This is a genomic window from Pseudoalteromonas phenolica (assembly GCF_005876835.1).
Taxonomy (GTDB): domain Bacteria; phylum Pseudomonadota; class Gammaproteobacteria; order Enterobacterales; family Alteromonadaceae; genus Pseudoalteromonas; species Pseudoalteromonas phenolica_B.
The window spans coordinates 12719-30318 of record NZ_PPSW01000013.1 but is presented as its reverse complement, the minus strand read 5'-3'; the positions used below and the strand labels follow the sequence as shown (position 1 = coordinate 30318).

The window sequence follows — 17600 nt, the reverse complement described above, 5'->3', positions numbered from 1 at the left end:
TGAATGTTTCGCGCATCTCGATTAGTGACGGAAGTGGCGCATGCCAGTAAATACCATCGCCATGCCAGCTTCATCAGCTGCCGCGATAACTTCTTCGTCACGCATTGAACCACCCGGTTGAATAACCGCAGTGATACCCGCTTCGGCAGCGGCGTCAATACCGTCACGGAATGGGAAGAATGCGTCAGAAGCCATAACAGAACCTTTAACTTCTAGGTTCTCGTCAGCTGCTTTAATACCAGCAATCTTCGCAGAGTAAACGCGGCTCATTTGACCTGCGCCTACACCAATTGTCATACCGTCTTTTGCGTATACAATTGCGTTAGACTTAACGAATTTGGCGACTTTCCAGCAGAACATTAGATCTTTTAGTTCTTGCTCAGTAGGCTGGCGCTTTGAAACTACTTTAAGGTCACCCATTTCAACCATGCCTTGGTCACGGTCTTGAACTAAGATACCACCATTAACACGCTTGATGTCAGCTTGCGTCGTTTTGCTTGACCATTCGCCACATTCAAGAAGACGCACGTTCTTCTTAGCTGCAACGATTTGTGTCGCTTCAGCAGAGATACTTGGTGCGATGATCACTTCAACGAATTGACGTGACACAATCGCTTCTGCTGTGTTTGCATCTAGCTCACGGTTGAATGCAATGATGCCACCAAATGCAGACGTAGGGTCTGTTTTGAAAGCACGGTCGTAAGCTGCAAGAATGTCTTCGTCTACCGCTACGCCACATGGGTTTGCGTGCTTAACGATAACACAAGCAGGCTTGTCGAACTCTTTTACACACTCAAGCGCTGCGTCAGTGTCAGCGATGTTGTTGTAAGAAAGGGCTTTACCTTGTAGTTGTTTTGCAGTTGCAACTGAGGCTTCTTCAAGGTTGTTTTCAACATAGAAAGCAGCATCTTGGTGAGAGTTTTCACCGTAACGCATATCTTGCTTCTTAGTGAATTGCATGTTGATAGTACGAGGGAACTTAGTCTCAACAGCAGCTTCTTCAGTGTAGTCAGGAACCATTTTACCGAAGTAGTTGGCAATCATACCGTCGTATTGTGCTGTGTGCTCGTATGCTGCAATCGCAAGGTCAAAACGTGTTTGGTACGTCGTTGAGCCTTCGTTTGCTTGCATGTCTGCAATAACGCGATCGTAATCTGATGCGTTTACAACAATCGTCACGTCTTTGTGGTTTTTAGCTGCAGCGCGAACCATAGTTGGGCCACCGATGTCGATGTTTTCAATTGCATCTTCTAAAGTACAGCCTTCTTTTGCAACAGTTTGTGCAAACGGGTAAAGGTTAACAACAACCATATCGATAGCCGAAATGTTGTTTTCTTCCATCACGCCTTCGTCTTGGCCGCGACGACCTAAGATCCCGCCATGTACTTTCGGGTGAAGGGTTTTTACTCGGCCATCCATAATTTCTGGGTGACCTGTGTAGTCAGATACTTCCGTGGCTGCAATGCCGTTCTCTGTTAGTAGTTTAAACGTACCGCCAGTTGATAGTACTTCTACGCCTTGTGCACTTAGTGCGCGGGCAAATTCAACAATACCGGTTTTATCTGACACGCTTAGTAGCGCGCGACGAATTGGACGATGTATATCCATGATGGTTTGGGTTTCCTCAATGATTACTTAAGGGCTAGCTTAGAAGTGCGCTATTTTAGCCTAAAACGAACGAGAAAACGATTAAAAAGGCAGAGAAGAGGGTGAGAAAAACTGAATTTATGCTGTTGGTATTTTGTACAAAGTGTGTTTGATTGAAATTTAAGTATTAGTTATTTGAAGTGCTAAATTGTTAAAATTTAGGCAATAAAAAAGCACCCTAAGGCGCTTTTTTATATTAAGCATTAAGCAGAAACTGAAATTAGTTCATGCCGTACTTTTTAAGCTTCTTACGAAGAGTACCACGGTTGATACCTAGTAAGATCGCAGCACGAGTTTGGTTACCACGAGTATAAGTCATTACTTCTTCTAAAAGTGGTGCTTCAAGCTCAGAAAGAACAAGATCGTAAACGTCTTGTACGTCTTGACCGTTAAGCTGTTTTAAATAGTGGTGTACAGCTTTTTTTACTGCATCGCGCAAAGGTTGCGGTTTCTCTTGTGACTGAACGTGAGCGTTAGTAATAAATGGAGAAGTCACATTTTGTTCGAACATCTTTATGTCTCTTTCTTAGTTAGCTGCTAGTGTTTTAAAGTATTGCTCTAATGCCTCGATTTGCTCATTGGGCGTTTCAAGGGCATTAAATACTCGCCTAAATTGACCTTCTTGGTCATGGGCCTGCAAATACCAAGATACATGCTTGCGTGCGATGCGCGCTCCCATTGGCTCCCCATAGAATTGATGAAGGTTCACTAAGTGCTCCATCAATATGCTTTGCACTTCAGACAATGCTGGTGCAGGCATATGCTCTGCGGTTCGCAAATAATGGTCTATCTCTCGGAAAATCCAAGGACGACCTTGGGCGGCTCGACCAATCATAATGGCATCTGCGCCCGTATATTCCAGTACCTGCTTCGCTTTCTCTGGAGAGGTAATGTCTCCATTGGCAACCACAGGAATTGATATTGAACGTTTAATATCCCGAATCGTGGCATATTCAGCTTCCCCTTTGTACATGCAAGCACGCGTGCGACCATGCACAGCCAAAGAAGCAATTCCATTACGTTCAGCTATCTTTGCAATCTCAACACCATTACGGTTATCTGTATCCCAGCCAGTACGGATCTTTAATGTCACCGGTACATCAACGGCTGCGACAACTGCCTGAACAATTTCTTCAACCAGTTGTGGATACTGCAACAATGCAGAGCCTGCTAATTTCTTATTCACTTTCTTAGCGGGGCAGCCCATATTGATATCTATGATCTGCGCACCGTTATCTACATTGAACTGAGCTGCCTGTGCCATCAACTCAGGATCGGCACCTGCAATTTGCACAGAGCGAATACCAGACTCACCAGAATGATCCATACGGTTCATCGATTTATCTGTTTTCCATACTTTTGGATTTGAAGACATCATTTCTGACACCGCAAGACCGGCACCCATTCGACGACATAGTTGTCTGAATGGTCTATCAGTGATCCCAGCCATCGGGGCTACAATCAAGTTGTTTTCAAGTTGGTATGGACCTATACGCACTGCTATCCAAATCTGCCTCGTTTCAAGGGGCGCTAAGTTTACGGTTTTTTTTGAAAAAATCAAAGGCTAATAATTGAACATTGTTGCTTTTTTTTTGAACTTTATATCTTGACTTTTGATAACAGTTTGAAGGGGCTTTCTTATTGGGGGATTTTTGAGCAAAAACAGCATGTATGAAGAAAAATAATTTAGGTCATGAAAGTGAAAAAATCGTAAAGCCTGTTAAACACAGGCTTTAGCTGTTACAAGTTACTAACTCTACAGACAGAGTATTTTGCTTAACTTGCTTTCATTTGACCACTTACGCGCGTCCATTCTCCTTCTTGAGCAGTGGCTTCAAGGTCAATAAATGGCGCATAAACATCGGCAACAGATTGTGCTTGCTCTTCTAAAATACCTGACATGGCAATCGCACCTGTTGGCTTTAAGAAGCCAAGAATGATTTCATGCAATTCTCGAAGTGGCTGAGCAAGGATATTTGCTACCACAATATCAGCATGAAACTCCGGTTGTTTTTCAGGTAGATATACTTCAAGCTGGTCGGCTACGCCGTTACGCTCTGCATTATCTTTAGACGCAATCAATGCTTGCGGGTCAATATCAATACCAATCACGCGTTCAGCACCAAGTTTGATTGCAGCAATGCCCAAAATACCTGAGCCACAACCAAAATCGACCACTGTTTTACCCGTCAAATCTTGGCTTTCTAGCCATTTTAAACAAAGGGCGGTTGTTGCATGTGTACCAGTACCAAATGCAAGGCCTGGATCCAGCAGTACGTTTACAGCATCTGGTTCTGGAATATCACGCCAGCTAGGGCAGATCCAAAGTCGCTCACCAAATTTGATTGGGTGGAAGTTATCCATCCATTCGCGTTCCCAGTCTTTGTCTTCTAGCTGTTCTATTTTGTAAGTAAGCGTATCAGCAACATTGGCTTTTAGATACGCGACAACCACGTCCATATCGTGTGCTGCATCGAACAGACCAATCACCATGGTTTCTGGCCATAAGATGACTTCGCCCGGCTTTGGTTCGTATACCGGAGTATTACTGCCGTCCATAAAAGTGACTGATGGACAGCCTACGTCTAAAAGTAAATCACTGATTTGGTCAGCGCTTTCTTTGTTAGCGTGAATGCGAATTTGGATCCAAGCCATGGGTATTCCTAAATAATAAGTTAATAAAAAGGCCGCTTATAGCGGCCTTCAAAATAAGTTTTTTATTCTTAGCCTTTAACGTCTAAGAAGCTCTTTAATAAGTCAGAGCGTGAAGGGTGGCGAAGCTTACGAAGCGCTTTAGCTTCAATCTGACGGATACGCTCACGTGTTACGTCAAACTGTTTACCTACCTCTTCTAATGTGTGGTCAGTATTCATATCGATACCAAAACGCATACGAAGTACTTTTGCTTCACGAGCTGTTAAGCCTGCTAACACTTCGTTCGTTGCGCCACGAAGACTTTCCATCGTTGCTGAATCAATCGGAGACTCAATAGTCGTGTCTTCAATGAAATCACCTAAGTGCGAATCTTCATCATCACCAATTGGTGTTTCCATTGAGATTGGCTCTTTGGCAATCTTCAATACCTTACGGATCTTGTCTTCTGGCATCATCATGCGTTCTGCCAGCTCTTCAGGGCTTGGCTCTCGACCCATTTCCTGTAGCATCTGACGAGAAATACGATTAAGTTTATTAATCGTTTCAATCATATGTACAGGAATACGGATTGTTCGTGCTTGGTCAGCGATTGAACGTGTAATAGCCTGACGGATCCACCAAGTCGCATAAGTTGAGAACTTATAACCACGGCGGTATTCAAACTTATCAACCGCTTTCATTAGACCAATGTTACCTTCTTGGATAAGATCCAAGAACTGAAGGCCACGGTTGGTGTATTTTTTCGCAATTGAAATTACAAGACGTAAGTTCGCTTCAACCATTTCTTTTTTCGCACGGCGAGCTTTAGCTTCACCAATACTCATACGACGGTTGATGTCTTTGATACGCTCGATTGTTAAACCTGTACTTTCTTCGATTGCTTTTAGCTTATTGATGCAGCGTTCTACTTCAGGTTTAACACCTTGTAATTTTACTGAATACTTTTCGTTAGCTGCAATTTCTGCGTCAACCCAAGCCATATCAGTTTCATTGTTGGCAAAATGCTTAACAAAAGTCTTCTTCGGTACTTTAGCGATTTGTACCACTTGCTTCATGACAATACGTTCTTGTACACGTACTTTGTCCATCATTTCACGCATGTTGTTAACCATGCGATCGAATTGCTTAGGTATTAGTTTGAAAGTACGGAAGTGGTCGCCAATTTCAGTGATTGCAACTTGCGCATCAGGGTGAGCACGACCTTTTGTTTCAAAGATAACGCGTGCAGCAGTATAAAGCTCACGAAGTTTCTCGAAGTTTTCGCGCGCTTCTTCAGGATCTGGGCCTGTATCTGCTTCTTCTTCATCTTCGTCATCTGAATCATCGTCTTCATCATCAAGCTCTTCTTCGCTTAATTCAGAACCGATGTGTGTAGCCGAGATTTGAGTTTCTTCAGCATCAGGATCAAAGAAACCAGAAATAATATCGCTCAGGCGAATTTCTTCAGCTTCAAATTTATCCCACTGCTCAAGCAGGTAAGTGATGGCTTCAGGGTACTCAGCAACAGAGATTTGTACTTGGTTGATACCTTCTTCAATACGCTTCGCGATTTCGATTTCGCCTTCACGTGTAAGTAGTTCAACAGTACCCATTTCACGCATGTACATGCGTACCGGGTCGGTAGTACGACCGATTTCTTTTTCCACAGTTGCAAGTGCGGCAGCGGCTGCTTCAGCAGCATCTTCGTCTGTCGTAGTTTCTTGCATCATTAGTTCATCGGCATCTGGCGCATTTTCAGCAACCTTGATACCCATGTCATTGATCATACTAATGATGTCTTCTACTTGATCTGAATCTATGATGTCCTGTGGAAGGTGATCGTTAACTTCTGCAAACGTTAAGTAACCTTGTTCTTTACCTTTCTGAATCAGAAGTTTGAGTTGTGACTGAGGAGATTGATCCATAGAGAATTATGCTTCCACTCTGATAAGTTGATACAACAGGCGCTAGCACTACAGCATTTTAAGCTAGACGCACGTGAATAGAACATTATAACAGCAATGATTAATGTTCGCTAGTCATTCTAACGTTTAAGTGCCTGAGTTAATAACGCAAGCTCGAGTTTTTCATCTCTACTTAAACCATCAGTTTTATCTTTTATTAATAGGGTCTCGTGTCGGTAATTTAAACACTGGTTTTCAATAAACTGGAAAGAATCTTTAAAATAATCTTCCAGCTTTTCATCAGCGACACCATGTTGCCAAACAGCCAGTTTTTTCAATGCGTCGAACTCAGGTGTATCTCGGTATTGCTCGAGTAGCTGTGCCGTCGTTATGTCATTATTTTGCAAACATAGATGCTGTATGTTGAGTAGCAGTTTAATGCCGGGAATAGCCATTTGGGCAAGTTCAGGCATGTATTCAACACTAGCTGCGAGCTTTGGGTGCTGTAATAATAAACCAATAGCGCCACGCATAGGTGTCACTTTGAACTTTCTTTCTATTGAAAGTTGCTCGTTTGGATTATCGACTTTTTTAGCGAGCTGCTCTTTGGTTCGACCGATCAGCTTTGCCAATGTTTCTAGCAGGTTTTCTTGATAGAACTCACTGGGTACTTTAGAAATAAGCGGTAATGCATCGCTCATTAATTTAGCTTTACCTGAATCTGACGTGACATCGCAATTTTCTAATAACTTGCGAAACAGTACTTTGGAAAAGTCTTCAGCTTGCTCTAAGCGAGATTCAAATACGTCTTTACCTTCTTTTTGCACCAATGAATCAGGGTCTTCACCATCGGGCAAAAATACAAAGCGCAAAGACTTGCCGTCTTTCAAATTACTTAATGCATTTTCGAGTGCGCGCCAAGCCGCATCGCGACCCGCTCTATCACCGTCATAACAACAAATGACTAAATCGGTTGTTCTGAATAGGGTCTGCATATGTTCTGGGGTTGTGGCAGTACCTAGTGCCGCTACTGCGTAATTTATGCCTTGTTCAGCAAGTGCCACCACGTCCATGTAACCTTCAACAATGAGCATTTTTTCAAGTTTACTATTCGCTTGTTTTGCTTCATATAAGCCATACAGCTCTAGACTCTTATGGAAAATGCGCGTTTCAGGCGAGTTCAAATATTTTGGGCCTTGGTCATCGCCCATCACACGTCCGCCAAACGCTACAACACGACCACGCTTATCTCGAATAGGGAACATCAATCTATTACGGAAGAAGTCGAATTGTTTTCCCGGTGTTTTTTCGGATGCGAGTTTTAATTCGAGGAGCTGTTGCTTTTGTGCTGGATTGCGAGCAAGTTGATCTCCTAAAGCATTCCATTCGTCTGGGGCATAACCAATGAGATATTTTTGAACCGTCTCACCAGATAAACCCCGACCTTTAACATAATCGATGACTTGCGTAGCATTTTTGTGGTGCTTCAATTGGTGCTGAAAGAACTTCGCAGTTTGCAACATTAAGTCATAATCAGACTTTTTTTCTTGCATGCTACGCTCAGGTTTACCTGAACCTTGCTCACGAGGTACTTCGATGTTTAAAAGTGCAGCGAGTTCTTCAATGGCATCGACAAACTCGAGTTTGTCGTAGTCCATCATAAATGAAATGGCGTTACCGTTAGCACCACAACCAAAGCAATGGTAAAACTGTTTATCTCTAGAGACAGTGAACGAAGGGGTTTTCTCGTTATGAAAAGGGCAGCATGCTTGATAATCTTTGCCTGCTTTTTTCAGGCCAATACGATTATCAATCAGGTCAACAATATCGGTTCTATCGAGCAGTTCGTCGATAAATTGTCTGGGAATTTTTCCTGCCATAAATACTCTAGAGCTTATACGAAGAAACCGAGCGCATGGCTCGGTTTACTTAAACATACTATCAGTATGCGGGATTATGCGCTTAATCTTTGCTTAATTAAACCAGAAACTTTGCCTAAATCGGCTTTGCCTTCTGCTTTTGCTTTGATTAGACCCATAACTTTACCCATGTCTTGCATACCTGCTGCACCTGATTCGGCGATTGCAGCATCAATCAACGCTAAAATTTCTTCTTCAGTCAAAGGCTGAGGTAAGAAAGCTTCAAGCGCTTCAATTTCATTGGCTTCAATTTCGGCTAAATCATCACGACCCGCATCTTTATACTGGGTGTATGAATCACGGCGTTGCTTAACTAACTTAACTAAAACAGAGGTAATACCTGCATCATCTAGTGTCGTTTTATTGTCAATTTCACGCTGTTTGATTTCAGCAAGAACCATACGAATAGCACCAAGGCGAACCTTGTCTTTTGCTTTCATAGATTCTTTTTGTGCGTCTTTTAGCTGTGTTAAAAGGCTCATTTATACAAGACCAAAAACAGATTAGTATAATTTAACGCGACGTGCGTTTTCGCGAGAAAGCTTCTTCATGTGACGCTTTACTGCAGCAGCTTTTTTACGCTTACGCTCAGCTGTTGGCTTTTCATAGTGCTCGCGACGACGAACTTCTGAAAGGATACCTGCTTTTTCACATGAACGCTTGAAACGACGAAGTGCTACGTCAAACGGTTCGTTCTCTCTTACTTTAATTACTGGCATTAAAAATTCACCTACCTAATTTATGAGCTAAGCTCATCTGATCAAATAATGACCACGTGGTTCAAAAATGGTGCGGTATTGTAAGCCGAAGCATTACCGCGTGTAAAGACTAAATTTTAGCAAATTACTTAGCATTTTCTTAATTTCGCTGATAAAGTCTGCAAAGTACTTGTCCTGCTTGTTTTTCTTTTAATACTTGCCAATTCTCCGGGGCATCAAAAGTACATTCTTTTTCGACTTCAACATAGACTAATGCCTCATCGGCAAGCCAGTCATTCTGCTCAAGTAAGTGGCAGCTTGGTTCGGCAAGCCCTTTTCTAAAAGGCGGATCAACAAAAACCAAACTAAACTTATCACCTTGATTTTCAATAGTTAAGTGTTCAATGGCACTCGTGTTTATTATGTTTGTGTTATCTAGTTTTAAGGTGCTGGCATTGTTTTTTAATTGTTCAGCTGCCTTTTTATTTAACTCTATAAAGGTTGCATGTGCTGCAAATCGTGATAAACATTCAAACCCCAAGCCGCCAGACCCTGCAAAGCAATCAAGTACATTGGCATCTCTGGTATCTTGCATTAACCAATTAAACACCGTTTCCTTGACTCTATCAGTCGTTGGGCGCAGTCCTTCTAAATCATTAACAGGTAACTTTCGGCCGCGAAATTGGCCACTAATGATCCTAATAAAGCCATTATTGTTGGTTCGTTGAGGTGCTGATTTTTTTCTCATGCTTTTGACATCAAACTGATTGTTATCTGGTGCTTAAATTAACCTAGGCAGCATTTTTACTACCTAGTGTTACGTGATACACTGGGCAAAGTTTTCAGTACAACTCTTATTAGCTAACGAAAAGCTTTGTTCTACCAGAGTGAGTTAGTTTATCAGACTTTATCTATATGGTATTTAGCGGGTATGGGAAAAAAGAATAAATTTCTGTCTTGGTTAGGTTTTGGCAAAAAAGACGAAGAGCAACAAAAGGCTCAACAAGCAGAAGAGCAGGCGCGATTAGAAGCTGAGAAGCTGGCGCAAGAAAAAGCTGAGCAAGAACGCATCGCTAAAGAGCAAGCCGAGCGCGAAGAGGCGGAACGTTTAGCTCGTGAGGCCGCAGTGGCTGAGCAGGCGCGATTAGAAGCTGAGAAATTAGCACAAGAAAAAGCTGAGCAAGAACGCATTGCTAAAGAACAAGCTGAGCGTGAAGAAGCAGAGCGTGAAGAAGCAGAGCGTGAAGAAGCAGAGCGTTTAGTTCGTGAAGCCGAAGCGGCTGAGCAATCACGTTTAGAGGCTGAAAAGCTAGAGCAAGAAAAAGCTGAACAAGAACGCAATGCAAAAGAGCAAGCCGAGCGCGAAGAGGCGGAACGTTTAGCTCGTGAGGCCGCAGTGGCTGAGCAGGCGCGATTAGAAGCTGAGAAATTAGCACAAGAAAAAGCTGAGCAAGAACGCATTGCTAAAGAACGTGAGGAAGCAGAACGCTTAGCGCGTGAAGCAGAAGCAGAAGCGGCCGAGCAAGCACGTTTAGAAGCTGAAAGACTAGAGCAAGAACGCATTGCTAAAGAACAAGCCGAACGTGAAGAAGTAGAACGCTTAGCACGTGAAGCAGAAGCAGCTGAGCAAGCACGTTTAGAAGCTGAAAAGCTAGAGCAAGAACGTATTGCTAAAGAACAAGCAGGGCGTTTAGCACGTGAAGCAGAAGTAGCTGAGCAGGCTCGATTAGAAGCTGAGAAGTTAGCACAAGAAAAAGCCGAGCAAGAACGCCTTGCTAAAGAACAAGCACGTTTAGAAGCTGAAAGATTAGAGCAAGAACGCATTGCTAAAGAGCAAGCCGACCGTGAAGAAGCTGAACGCTTAGCGCGTGAAGCTGAAGCGGCTGAGCAAGCACGTTTAGAAGCTGAAAGACTAGAACAAGAACGTATTGCTAGAGAACAAGCTGAACGTGAAGAAGCAGAGCGCTTAGCGTGTGAAGCAGAAGAGGCTGAACAAGCACGTTTAGAAGCAGAAAAACTAGCTGAAGAAAAAGCCAAAGCTGAAAAGCCTAAAAAAGAGGGTTTCTTCTCTCGCCTTAAAAAAGGTCTTTTAAAGACAAAAGCAAATATTGGTTCTGGTTTTGCAGCGATCTTTAAAGGTAAGAAAATTGATGATGAGCTTTTTGAGGATCTAGAAACGCAACTGCTTACCGCGGATTTAGGCGTCGATACCACCATGAAGCTGATCGACAACCTAACAGATGCCGCTGACAGGAAGCAACTCAAAGATGGTGAAGCACTTTACGACTTAATGAAGCAAGAAATGGCAGAAATGCTAAAAGTTGCAGAGAAGCCATTAGAAATTAATGCTGATAAAAAACCATTTGTGATTTTAATGGTGGGCGTAAACGGTGTAGGTAAAACAACGACAATAGGTAAGCTTGCCAAGCAGTTCCAGCAAGAAGGCAAGTCAGTGATGTTGGCCGCAGGTGACACTTTCCGCGCAGCAGCTGTTGAACAGCTACAAGTTTGGGGTGAGCGTAACGATATTTCAGTCGTTGCTCAGCATACAGGCGCTGATAGTGCATCTGTGGTGTTTGATGCTTTCCAAGCTGCAAAAGCACGTAATGTTGATGTGTTAATTGCCGATACTGCGGGTCGTCTTCAGAATAAAGACAATTTAATGCAAGAGCTTGAAAAAATTGCGCGCGTTATGAAGAAACTGGACCCTGATGCGCCGCATGAAGTCATGCTAACCATAGATGCTGGTACTGGTCAAAATGCCATCAGCCAAGTTAATCTATTTAATAAAGCGGTCGGCTTAACAGGTATTACTTTAACGAAACTAGATGGCACCGCGAAAGGTGGTGTTATCTTTGCTGTTGCCGATAAGTTCCAGATCCCTATTCGTTATATTGGTGTTGGTGAAGGCATTGATGACTTGAGAACTTTCAAGAGTGATGATTTTATCGAGGCACTATTTAGCCAAGACGATTAGCAATAGTAATAAAAGGGAGTGTTTACTCCCTTTTTGGTCTTAAAATAATAAAAGATAGTGAAGGCCTGACATGATCCGATTTGAAAATGTAAGTAAAACTTATCCAGGTGGCCATAGAGCGTTAGAAAAAGTCAGTTTTGAATTAGCTGATGGTGAGTTAGCGTTTTTAACTGGCCACAGTGGAGCAGGTAAAAGTACGCTATTAAAGCTTATTAGCGTCATGGAAAGGCCTTCAGCGGGTCATGTATATATTAATGGCGTTAACTTAAACGTTGTGAAGAATCGACAAATCCCCTACGTACGCCGTGATATTGGGATTATTTTCCAAAACCATCGACTGTTAGATAGGTATAACGTGTTTGATAACGTGGCGCTACCATTAGTGATTGAAGGGATGCACCACAAAAATATCACCAAACGTGTTCATGCTGCGTTAGATAAAGTGGGACTTTTAAATAAAGTAAAATGTCAGCCCAGTACTTTATCTGGCGGTGAACAACAACGTGTAGGGATTGCGCGTGCTATTGTAAATTCTCCGCCCTTATTACTTGCAGATGAACCAACGGGTAACTTAGACCCAGAATTATCAATGGAAATTCTCAAGCTGTTCGAAGATTTCAATCGGCATGGCACTGCTGTGTTAATCGCCACTCATGACTTGGGGTTAATCGCTAGAATGAAGTATAAGAGCCTCACATTGGATCATGGTCGCTTAATCACAGATCTACTGGCGCAGGAGGTGCTATGAGTTTACTTTTTAAAAGCCGTAACTCTCAAGGTGGTAGCAATAACCGAAACGGCATTAGCGCACTGTATTTTTCTCTTCTGAACTTTATTCGCCAAGGCATAAATAGTTTAGGCGAAATGTGGCGAACGCCAATCGCCTCTTTAATGACTATTTTGGTATTAGGCCTGAGCTTAACCTTACCAGCGACTTTATATGTGGTCGTGAAAAACGTACAACAGGTGAGCAGTGGGTTTAGTGATGCTGCTGAGATATCTTTATTTGTAAAAGAAGAGCTCAATGATGCACAAACGCAGACATTGGTAAAACGTTTAGCACTTTACCCAGAGATTGAAAGCGTCAGCTATATTTCGAAGTCTCAAGCTCTAAAAGAATTTAAACAGGTTTCAGGCTTTGGACAGGCGTTAGATTACCTAGATGAAAACCCATTGCCGAATGTGGTGCTAGTGACGCCGACCGTGCGCTATAGAAAACCTCAAGCAGCCCAGCAACTCCTGACTAAACTTGAAGCTGAAAGAGAGGTCGAATTCGGTAAGTTAGATATTGCCTGGTTAGAACGTTTAAACGCACTTTTAAGCCTATTAAAAGAAAGTGTATTTACAGTGGGACTATTATTACTCAGTGCAGTGATACTCATCATAGGTAATACCATTCGTTTATCTATTATGGATAAAAAAGAAGAGATCCAAGTTTTAAAGCTAGTTGGTGCAACAAATGCTTTTATTCATACGCCATTTATCTGGACTGGTATATGGTATGGCGTAATAGGTGGATTTGTCGCATTCATGAGTGTGGTCATGATGTTATGGTGGCTAGAGTCAGCAGTGGCTATGGTTGCAGGTGTGTATCAAAGTAATTTTGTATTAACCGGCTTAAATGGCAACGAGCTGTTAATTTTGCTTTCATTGGCAATTGGACTTGGCTTTAGTGGTTCTTATATTTCGGTTAGAAAATATATTAAAGACATAGAACCAGACAAAGTTTAATTGAAGATAAATAGAGAGTGCTAAAATTAGCACTCTCAGCAGCTTTTACAAACTTAACTGTCATTTACCTGTCATATCATTTCGTTAAATTCACAACTTGAAACACTTTTAAATTAATTTCAATAATCACTTTTTCTATATTTATCATTGGTTTGCTTTTTTAATTTTAAAATTGAATAAAACTTCTTGCAATTAAGAACAGAAAAGTATTATATAGGTGTTAGCACTCTTGAGGTGAGAGTGCTAAAATCAGCTAAAATGTTTATCACTGAGGTGAAAAATGAGTAACGATATTTACGCAATGGCCCTGACAACAGGACAACAAAGCGCAAGTTTAGATGGCTACTTACAAACTGTAGGCCAAATTCCTATGCTTGATGCTGAGCAAGAGAAAGCACTAGCGACTCGCTTACATCAAGATGGTGATTTAGAAGCTGCTAAGCAACTTATTGTTTCTCACCTTCGCTTTGTAGCGCATATCGCTAAAAGCTATGCGGGTTATGGTCTGCCGCAAGCAGATTTAATCCAAGAAGGAAACATTGGTTTAATGAAAGCGGTAAAACGCTTTAACCCTGAAGTGGGTGTTCGCTTAGTTTCATTTGCTGTTCACTGGATTAAAGCTGAGATCCATGAATATGTATTGAAAAACTGGCGTATCGTAAAAGTTGCGACAACTAAAGCGCAACGTAAATTATTCTTCAATCTACGTAAGAATAAAAAACGCCTAGGTTGGTTTAACCAAGACGAAGTGGCGACTGTTGCTAATGAGTTAGGTGTAAGTGAAAAAGAAGTACGAGAGATGGAGTCTCGTATGAGTGGCCAAGATATGGGCTTCGACTTAACATCTGATGATAATGATGATGCACCAGCAAGTAGCTTCTCTCCAGTACAGTACTTAACAGATAACAGTGGTGATTTGGCTGATGTTGTTGAAGAAGAGCAATGGCAAGAGCAGTCACAAAATCGCTTATTTGCAGCATTAAAAACTTTAGATGAGCGCTCTCAAGATATTATTAGCTCTCGTTGGTTAGCTGATGAAAAGGCTACCTTACAAGACTTAGCTGCTAAATATGATGTGTCAGCAGAGCGAGTCAGGCAGCTTGAAAAGTCAGCGATGAAGAAGCTGCAATCAGCAATGCACTAAAATAGAATAAATTTCATAAAATGCCGCTATCTTCTAGCGGCATTTTTTATACCTGTAATAAAGCACAGAGTTAGTCAGTGAACTTTGAAATGCTAGAAAAGTACATTTGAGCTTACAAGTGTTCGCTAATTGATTATAATGCCGTGCTGATTTAAATAGGAGTATGGGTTTTGTTAGCTGTTTTACGTGTAATAGCTATGGCGCTATTTATTGTGTTGAGTTGTGTTTTTGGTTTATTGCTCTCAATCATTAGGCCATTTCATAGAAATAATGTGCATATTATTGCTAGCTGGTTTGGCAAAATGTCGACAGTGGTAGGTGTTAAGTTAGAAATTAATGTCGATCCCAGCGCCCAAGAAGTTGGGCCGGCCATTTATGTCGCAAACCACCAGAACAACTATGATCTATTCACCCTACCAGCAGCAGTACCTGAAAATACCGTGAGTATGGGTAAACACAGCTTAAAATGGGTCCCATTTTTTGGCCAGCTTTATTGGCTATCAGGCAACATTCTAATTAACCGAGGTAACCGCTCTAAAGCAATGGGTACTTTGGGCAAGTCAGTGGCAAAGATAAAAGATAATGGTTTATCTGTTTGGATGTTCCCAGAGGGCACCCGAAGCTATGGTAGAGGCTTATTACCGTTTAAAACCGGTGCATTTCATACCGCGATGAATGCAGATGTACCAGTGGTACCGGTCTGTATGAATTCAACCCATGATTGTATTAAGCTAAATCGTTGGGACAATGGTACAATCTATATTGATGTATTGGCACCGATCACCCTTGATAAAGAAATCAGTGCCAGAGACCATGCTAGTGCAACACATACCCTGATGGCTGAACGTATTGCACAACTTGATGACAAGGTAAAAGAAGATAATGGAAAACTGGCGCGAAATTAGTGAAGAGATCGTTGAATCTTTAATTGAAGACGGCTCTTCAACTGAAAAACTATACGAAGTTGAACATCACTTTGTAAGTGAAGACTTTAAGCAGCTAGAAGAAGCGGCTTTAGCTGCATTTAAACTTGGCTATGACGTAGAAGACCCTGCAGAACTTGAACTTGAAGATGGCAGTAAGATCTGGGGCTTTGATGTTGTTGTTGAAGCAGAGTTAGATGTTGATGTGATTATGGAAGACGTTGATAAGTTAGCTGCGCTTGCTATTGAGTGCAGAGTTGAATATGACGGTTGGGGCACTTACTTCCAAGAGTAGGTTGAAATCAGCAGAAATTACTAAAAGGAGCGAAAGCTCCTTTTTTAATGCACTTTTTATAAGATTTTCCTAGGGCGAATGTATTAAATTTCGTTTAAAAGATAGACGGGTTACGTTGAAAAATGATACAAACCATTCTTGTATCTAACTTGTTAAATTTATGTGCTTATGCTGGTTTCTTTGCCAATCTCTGAATTACAACCTGGGATGTTTGTAGATAGTGTATGCAAACAGCGCAGCGATGCCAAAATAAAAATAAAATCCCGTGGTATGGTGCGAGATCAGGCGATTATTGCCCAGTTGCTTTCTAAAGGCGTGACGGAATTAAAAATAGATTTTGCTCAAAGTGACATTGAAGTTCCGGAAAAGTATCGACCAGCACCAAAACAAGAAGAAAGCAAAACATCTGAAAAAGTCTCTAGTTCAGCAATAAAAACACCGGTCAAATCTTCGGTCACAGAAAAATCTTTAGATCAGGAATTTGCCAAGGCAAGTCAGCAATTTGATCAACATTCTCAGCAATTAAAAAACTTATACAATGATCTAACCATAGGCGCAAAGCTCGATGTTTCCCTGCTTAACCAGGTTAGCAATGAAATCGTAGACTCAGTTTTACGCAACAGTAATGCAATGGCTATTTTGAGCCGTTTAAAAGACAAAGATGGTTACAACTGGCGTCACATGATCAACTGCACCATTTTAATGAGTGTGTTTGCTAAATACTTAGGTATTAAAAATGAGCAAATTCAGCAGTTAGCTCTCGGCGCGATGTTACATGATGTTGGCCATACAAAATTACCTCAAGGGATCATTAATAAAACCGAAAACCTCAACGAGTTAGAGTTTAAAGCGCTTAAGAAGCATGTAGTGCAATCTTTGGGGCTGGTAAAAGGTGAGTCAGGGATCAGCCCGTTGGTGATGGATATGATTTTAAACCATCATGAAAGAGTAGACGGCTCAGGCTACCCAAGAGGCCTATCTGGCTCAAAAATCAGTAAACCAGCAAGAATGATGGCCATTGTCGATGTTTATGATGCAATGACATCAGAGCGGCCTCATCAAAACGGTGAAGAGCCGATTCATGCATTACGTTATCTACTTGCGAATAAGCATCAATTCGATGCACAGTTAGTGCAAAAGTTTATAAAGTGCTTAGGGGTTCATCCTGTCGGCACCATTGTGCGATTAACGAATGATAGGTTGGCACTTGTGCTTGAAGGGAACAAACAATCGCCTATGAAGCCTAAGGTGAAAGTATTTTATAACACTAAGCACAAACATCACATCACAGGAAAAGATCTTGATTTACATGCAGTAGAAGATGAAATTAAAGTCGTTGCCAGTGTTAGACCGAGTGATTACGAGCTCAATTTATCCCGCCTGTTAAGGTCTCATCTTTTAGTTTAGGTGTTTCGGAACGTGTTAAAGATTGCCATTTTGCAGATAATACCGCACCGAGTTGACAACTTGTCATCATAATAAGCCATAGAATAGTACCTTGTTCAGTGTGAAGTGCAAAGCAACTGAAAGCCAATGAAACGAGCGCAGCTAAAATTGTGCCTAACCAGAAAAGGTTGATAGGATTATCACATTGTCCTGCTTTATTACAGGCGCAGTAATTGGCTTTACAAAAGCAATAAACACTTAAGCCTGCAAACATCAAAGAGACTAGAATAAGCATGACGAACATGATGAAGGCTCCATTTTATGTTCCTTTAAAAGATAAAG

Annotated in this window: 17 protein-coding genes; 7 read left to right on the top strand and 10 right to left on the bottom strand. The window is 41.7% G+C overall.

Going from position 1 to position 17600, the window contains the following annotated elements; all coding sequences use genetic code 11:
* Window positions 1-21 precede the first annotated feature (21 nt).
* The 9 genes from purH to rsmD form a co-directional block, all read right to left on the bottom strand.
* On the bottom strand, window positions 22-1608 hold the full coding sequence (gene purH / locus C1E24_RS09350; RefSeq protein ID WP_058030955.1) for a bifunctional phosphoribosylaminoimidazolecarboxamide formyltransferase/IMP cyclohydrolase: 1587 nt from the start codon (window positions 1606-1608) through the stop codon (window positions 22-24).
* Window positions 1609-1867: 259 nt separating this feature from the next.
* Complete coding sequence (fis, locus tag C1E24_RS09345) at window positions 1868-2158, bottom strand: DNA-binding transcriptional regulator Fis (RefSeq protein WP_005491017.1); 291 nt, start codon at window positions 2156-2158, stop codon at window positions 1868-1870.
* Between the two features lie 15 nt (window positions 2159-2173).
* Window positions 2174-3145: a tRNA dihydrouridine synthase DusB gene (dusB, locus tag C1E24_RS09340; protein ID WP_138480810.1), complete on the bottom strand. Its 972-nt coding sequence runs from the start codon at window positions 3143-3145 to the stop codon at window positions 2174-2176.
* 278 nt (window positions 3146-3423) lie between these two features.
* Window positions 3424-4302 (bottom strand): 50S ribosomal protein L11 methyltransferase, encoded by an 879-nt coding sequence (gene prmA / locus C1E24_RS09335; RefSeq protein WP_138480808.1) that lies wholly within the window; start codon window positions 4300-4302, stop codon window positions 3424-3426.
* Between the two features lie 68 nt (window positions 4303-4370).
* Complete coding sequence (gene rpoD, locus C1E24_RS09330) at window positions 4371-6206, bottom strand: RNA polymerase sigma factor RpoD (RefSeq protein WP_138480806.1); 1836 nt, start codon at window positions 6204-6206, stop codon at window positions 4371-4373.
* A 119-nt stretch (window positions 6207-6325) separates the two neighbouring features.
* Entirely contained in the window at window positions 6326-8065 is a 1740-nt protein-coding gene (gene dnaG, locus C1E24_RS09325; RefSeq protein ID WP_138480804.1) for a DNA primase, read from the bottom strand.
* Between the two features lie 74 nt (window positions 8066-8139).
* Window positions 8140-8586 (bottom strand): GatB/YqeY domain-containing protein, encoded by a 447-nt coding sequence (locus C1E24_RS09320; protein ID WP_058030950.1) that lies wholly within the window; start codon window positions 8584-8586, stop codon window positions 8140-8142.
* 21 nt (window positions 8587-8607) lie between these two features.
* Window positions 8608-8823 (bottom strand): 30S ribosomal protein S21, encoded by a 216-nt coding sequence (rpsU, locus tag C1E24_RS09315; protein WP_010362466.1) that lies wholly within the window; start codon window positions 8821-8823, stop codon window positions 8608-8610.
* A 139-nt stretch (window positions 8824-8962) separates the two neighbouring features.
* On the bottom strand, window positions 8963-9550 hold the full coding sequence (rsmD, locus tag C1E24_RS09310) for a 16S rRNA (guanine(966)-N(2))-methyltransferase RsmD (RefSeq protein ID WP_138480802.1): 588 nt from the start codon (window positions 9548-9550) through the stop codon (window positions 8963-8965).
* Between the two features lie 183 nt (window positions 9551-9733).
* On the opposite strand from rsmD, the gene ftsY reads away from it, so the two are divergent.
* The 7 genes from ftsY (at window position 9734) to C1E24_RS09275 (ending at window position 17279) form a co-directional block, all read left to right on the top strand.
* On the top strand, window positions 9734-11779 hold the full coding sequence (ftsY, locus tag C1E24_RS09305) for a signal recognition particle-docking protein FtsY (RefSeq protein WP_138480850.1): 2046 nt from the start codon (window positions 9734-9736) through the stop codon (window positions 11777-11779).
* A 70-nt stretch (window positions 11780-11849) separates the two neighbouring features.
* Window positions 11850-12527, top strand: coding sequence for a cell division ATP-binding protein FtsE (ftsE, locus tag C1E24_RS09300; RefSeq protein ID WP_138480800.1), 678 nt, complete (start codon window positions 11850-11852; stop codon window positions 12525-12527).
* Window positions 12524-13510: a permease-like cell division protein FtsX gene (ftsX, locus tag C1E24_RS09295; protein WP_138480798.1), complete on the top strand. Its 987-nt coding sequence runs from the start codon at window positions 12524-12526 to the stop codon at window positions 13508-13510. Before ftsE ends, ftsX begins: the two co-directional genes overlap by 4 nt.
* Before the next feature lie 280 nt (window positions 13511-13790).
* Window positions 13791-14654 (top strand): RNA polymerase sigma factor RpoH, encoded by an 864-nt coding sequence (gene rpoH / locus C1E24_RS09290; RefSeq protein WP_138480796.1) that lies wholly within the window; start codon window positions 13791-13793, stop codon window positions 14652-14654.
* Window positions 14655-14824: 170 nt separating this feature from the next.
* Window positions 14825-15559: a 1-acylglycerol-3-phosphate O-acyltransferase gene (locus tag C1E24_RS09285; RefSeq protein ID WP_171040851.1), complete on the top strand. Its 735-nt coding sequence runs from the start codon at window positions 14825-14827 to the stop codon at window positions 15557-15559.
* Window positions 15537-15872: a ribonuclease E inhibitor RraB gene (gene rraB, locus C1E24_RS09280; protein ID WP_138480794.1), complete on the top strand. Its 336-nt coding sequence runs from the start codon at window positions 15537-15539 to the stop codon at window positions 15870-15872. The genes C1E24_RS09285 and rraB overlap by 23 nt, the downstream gene beginning before the upstream one ends.
* Before the next feature lie 168 nt (window positions 15873-16040).
* Entirely contained in the window at window positions 16041-17279 is a 1239-nt protein-coding gene (locus C1E24_RS09275; RefSeq protein ID WP_138480792.1) for an HD-GYP domain-containing protein, read from the top strand.
* Here C1E24_RS09275 and C1E24_RS09270 read toward each other — a convergent pair.
* Complete coding sequence (locus tag C1E24_RS09270; protein WP_138480790.1) at window positions 17239-17562, bottom strand: hypothetical protein; 324 nt, start codon at window positions 17560-17562, stop codon at window positions 17239-17241. The two genes, C1E24_RS09275 and C1E24_RS09270, sit on opposite strands and share 41 nt — an antisense overlap.
* Between the last annotated feature and the right edge of the window lie 38 nt (window positions 17563-17600).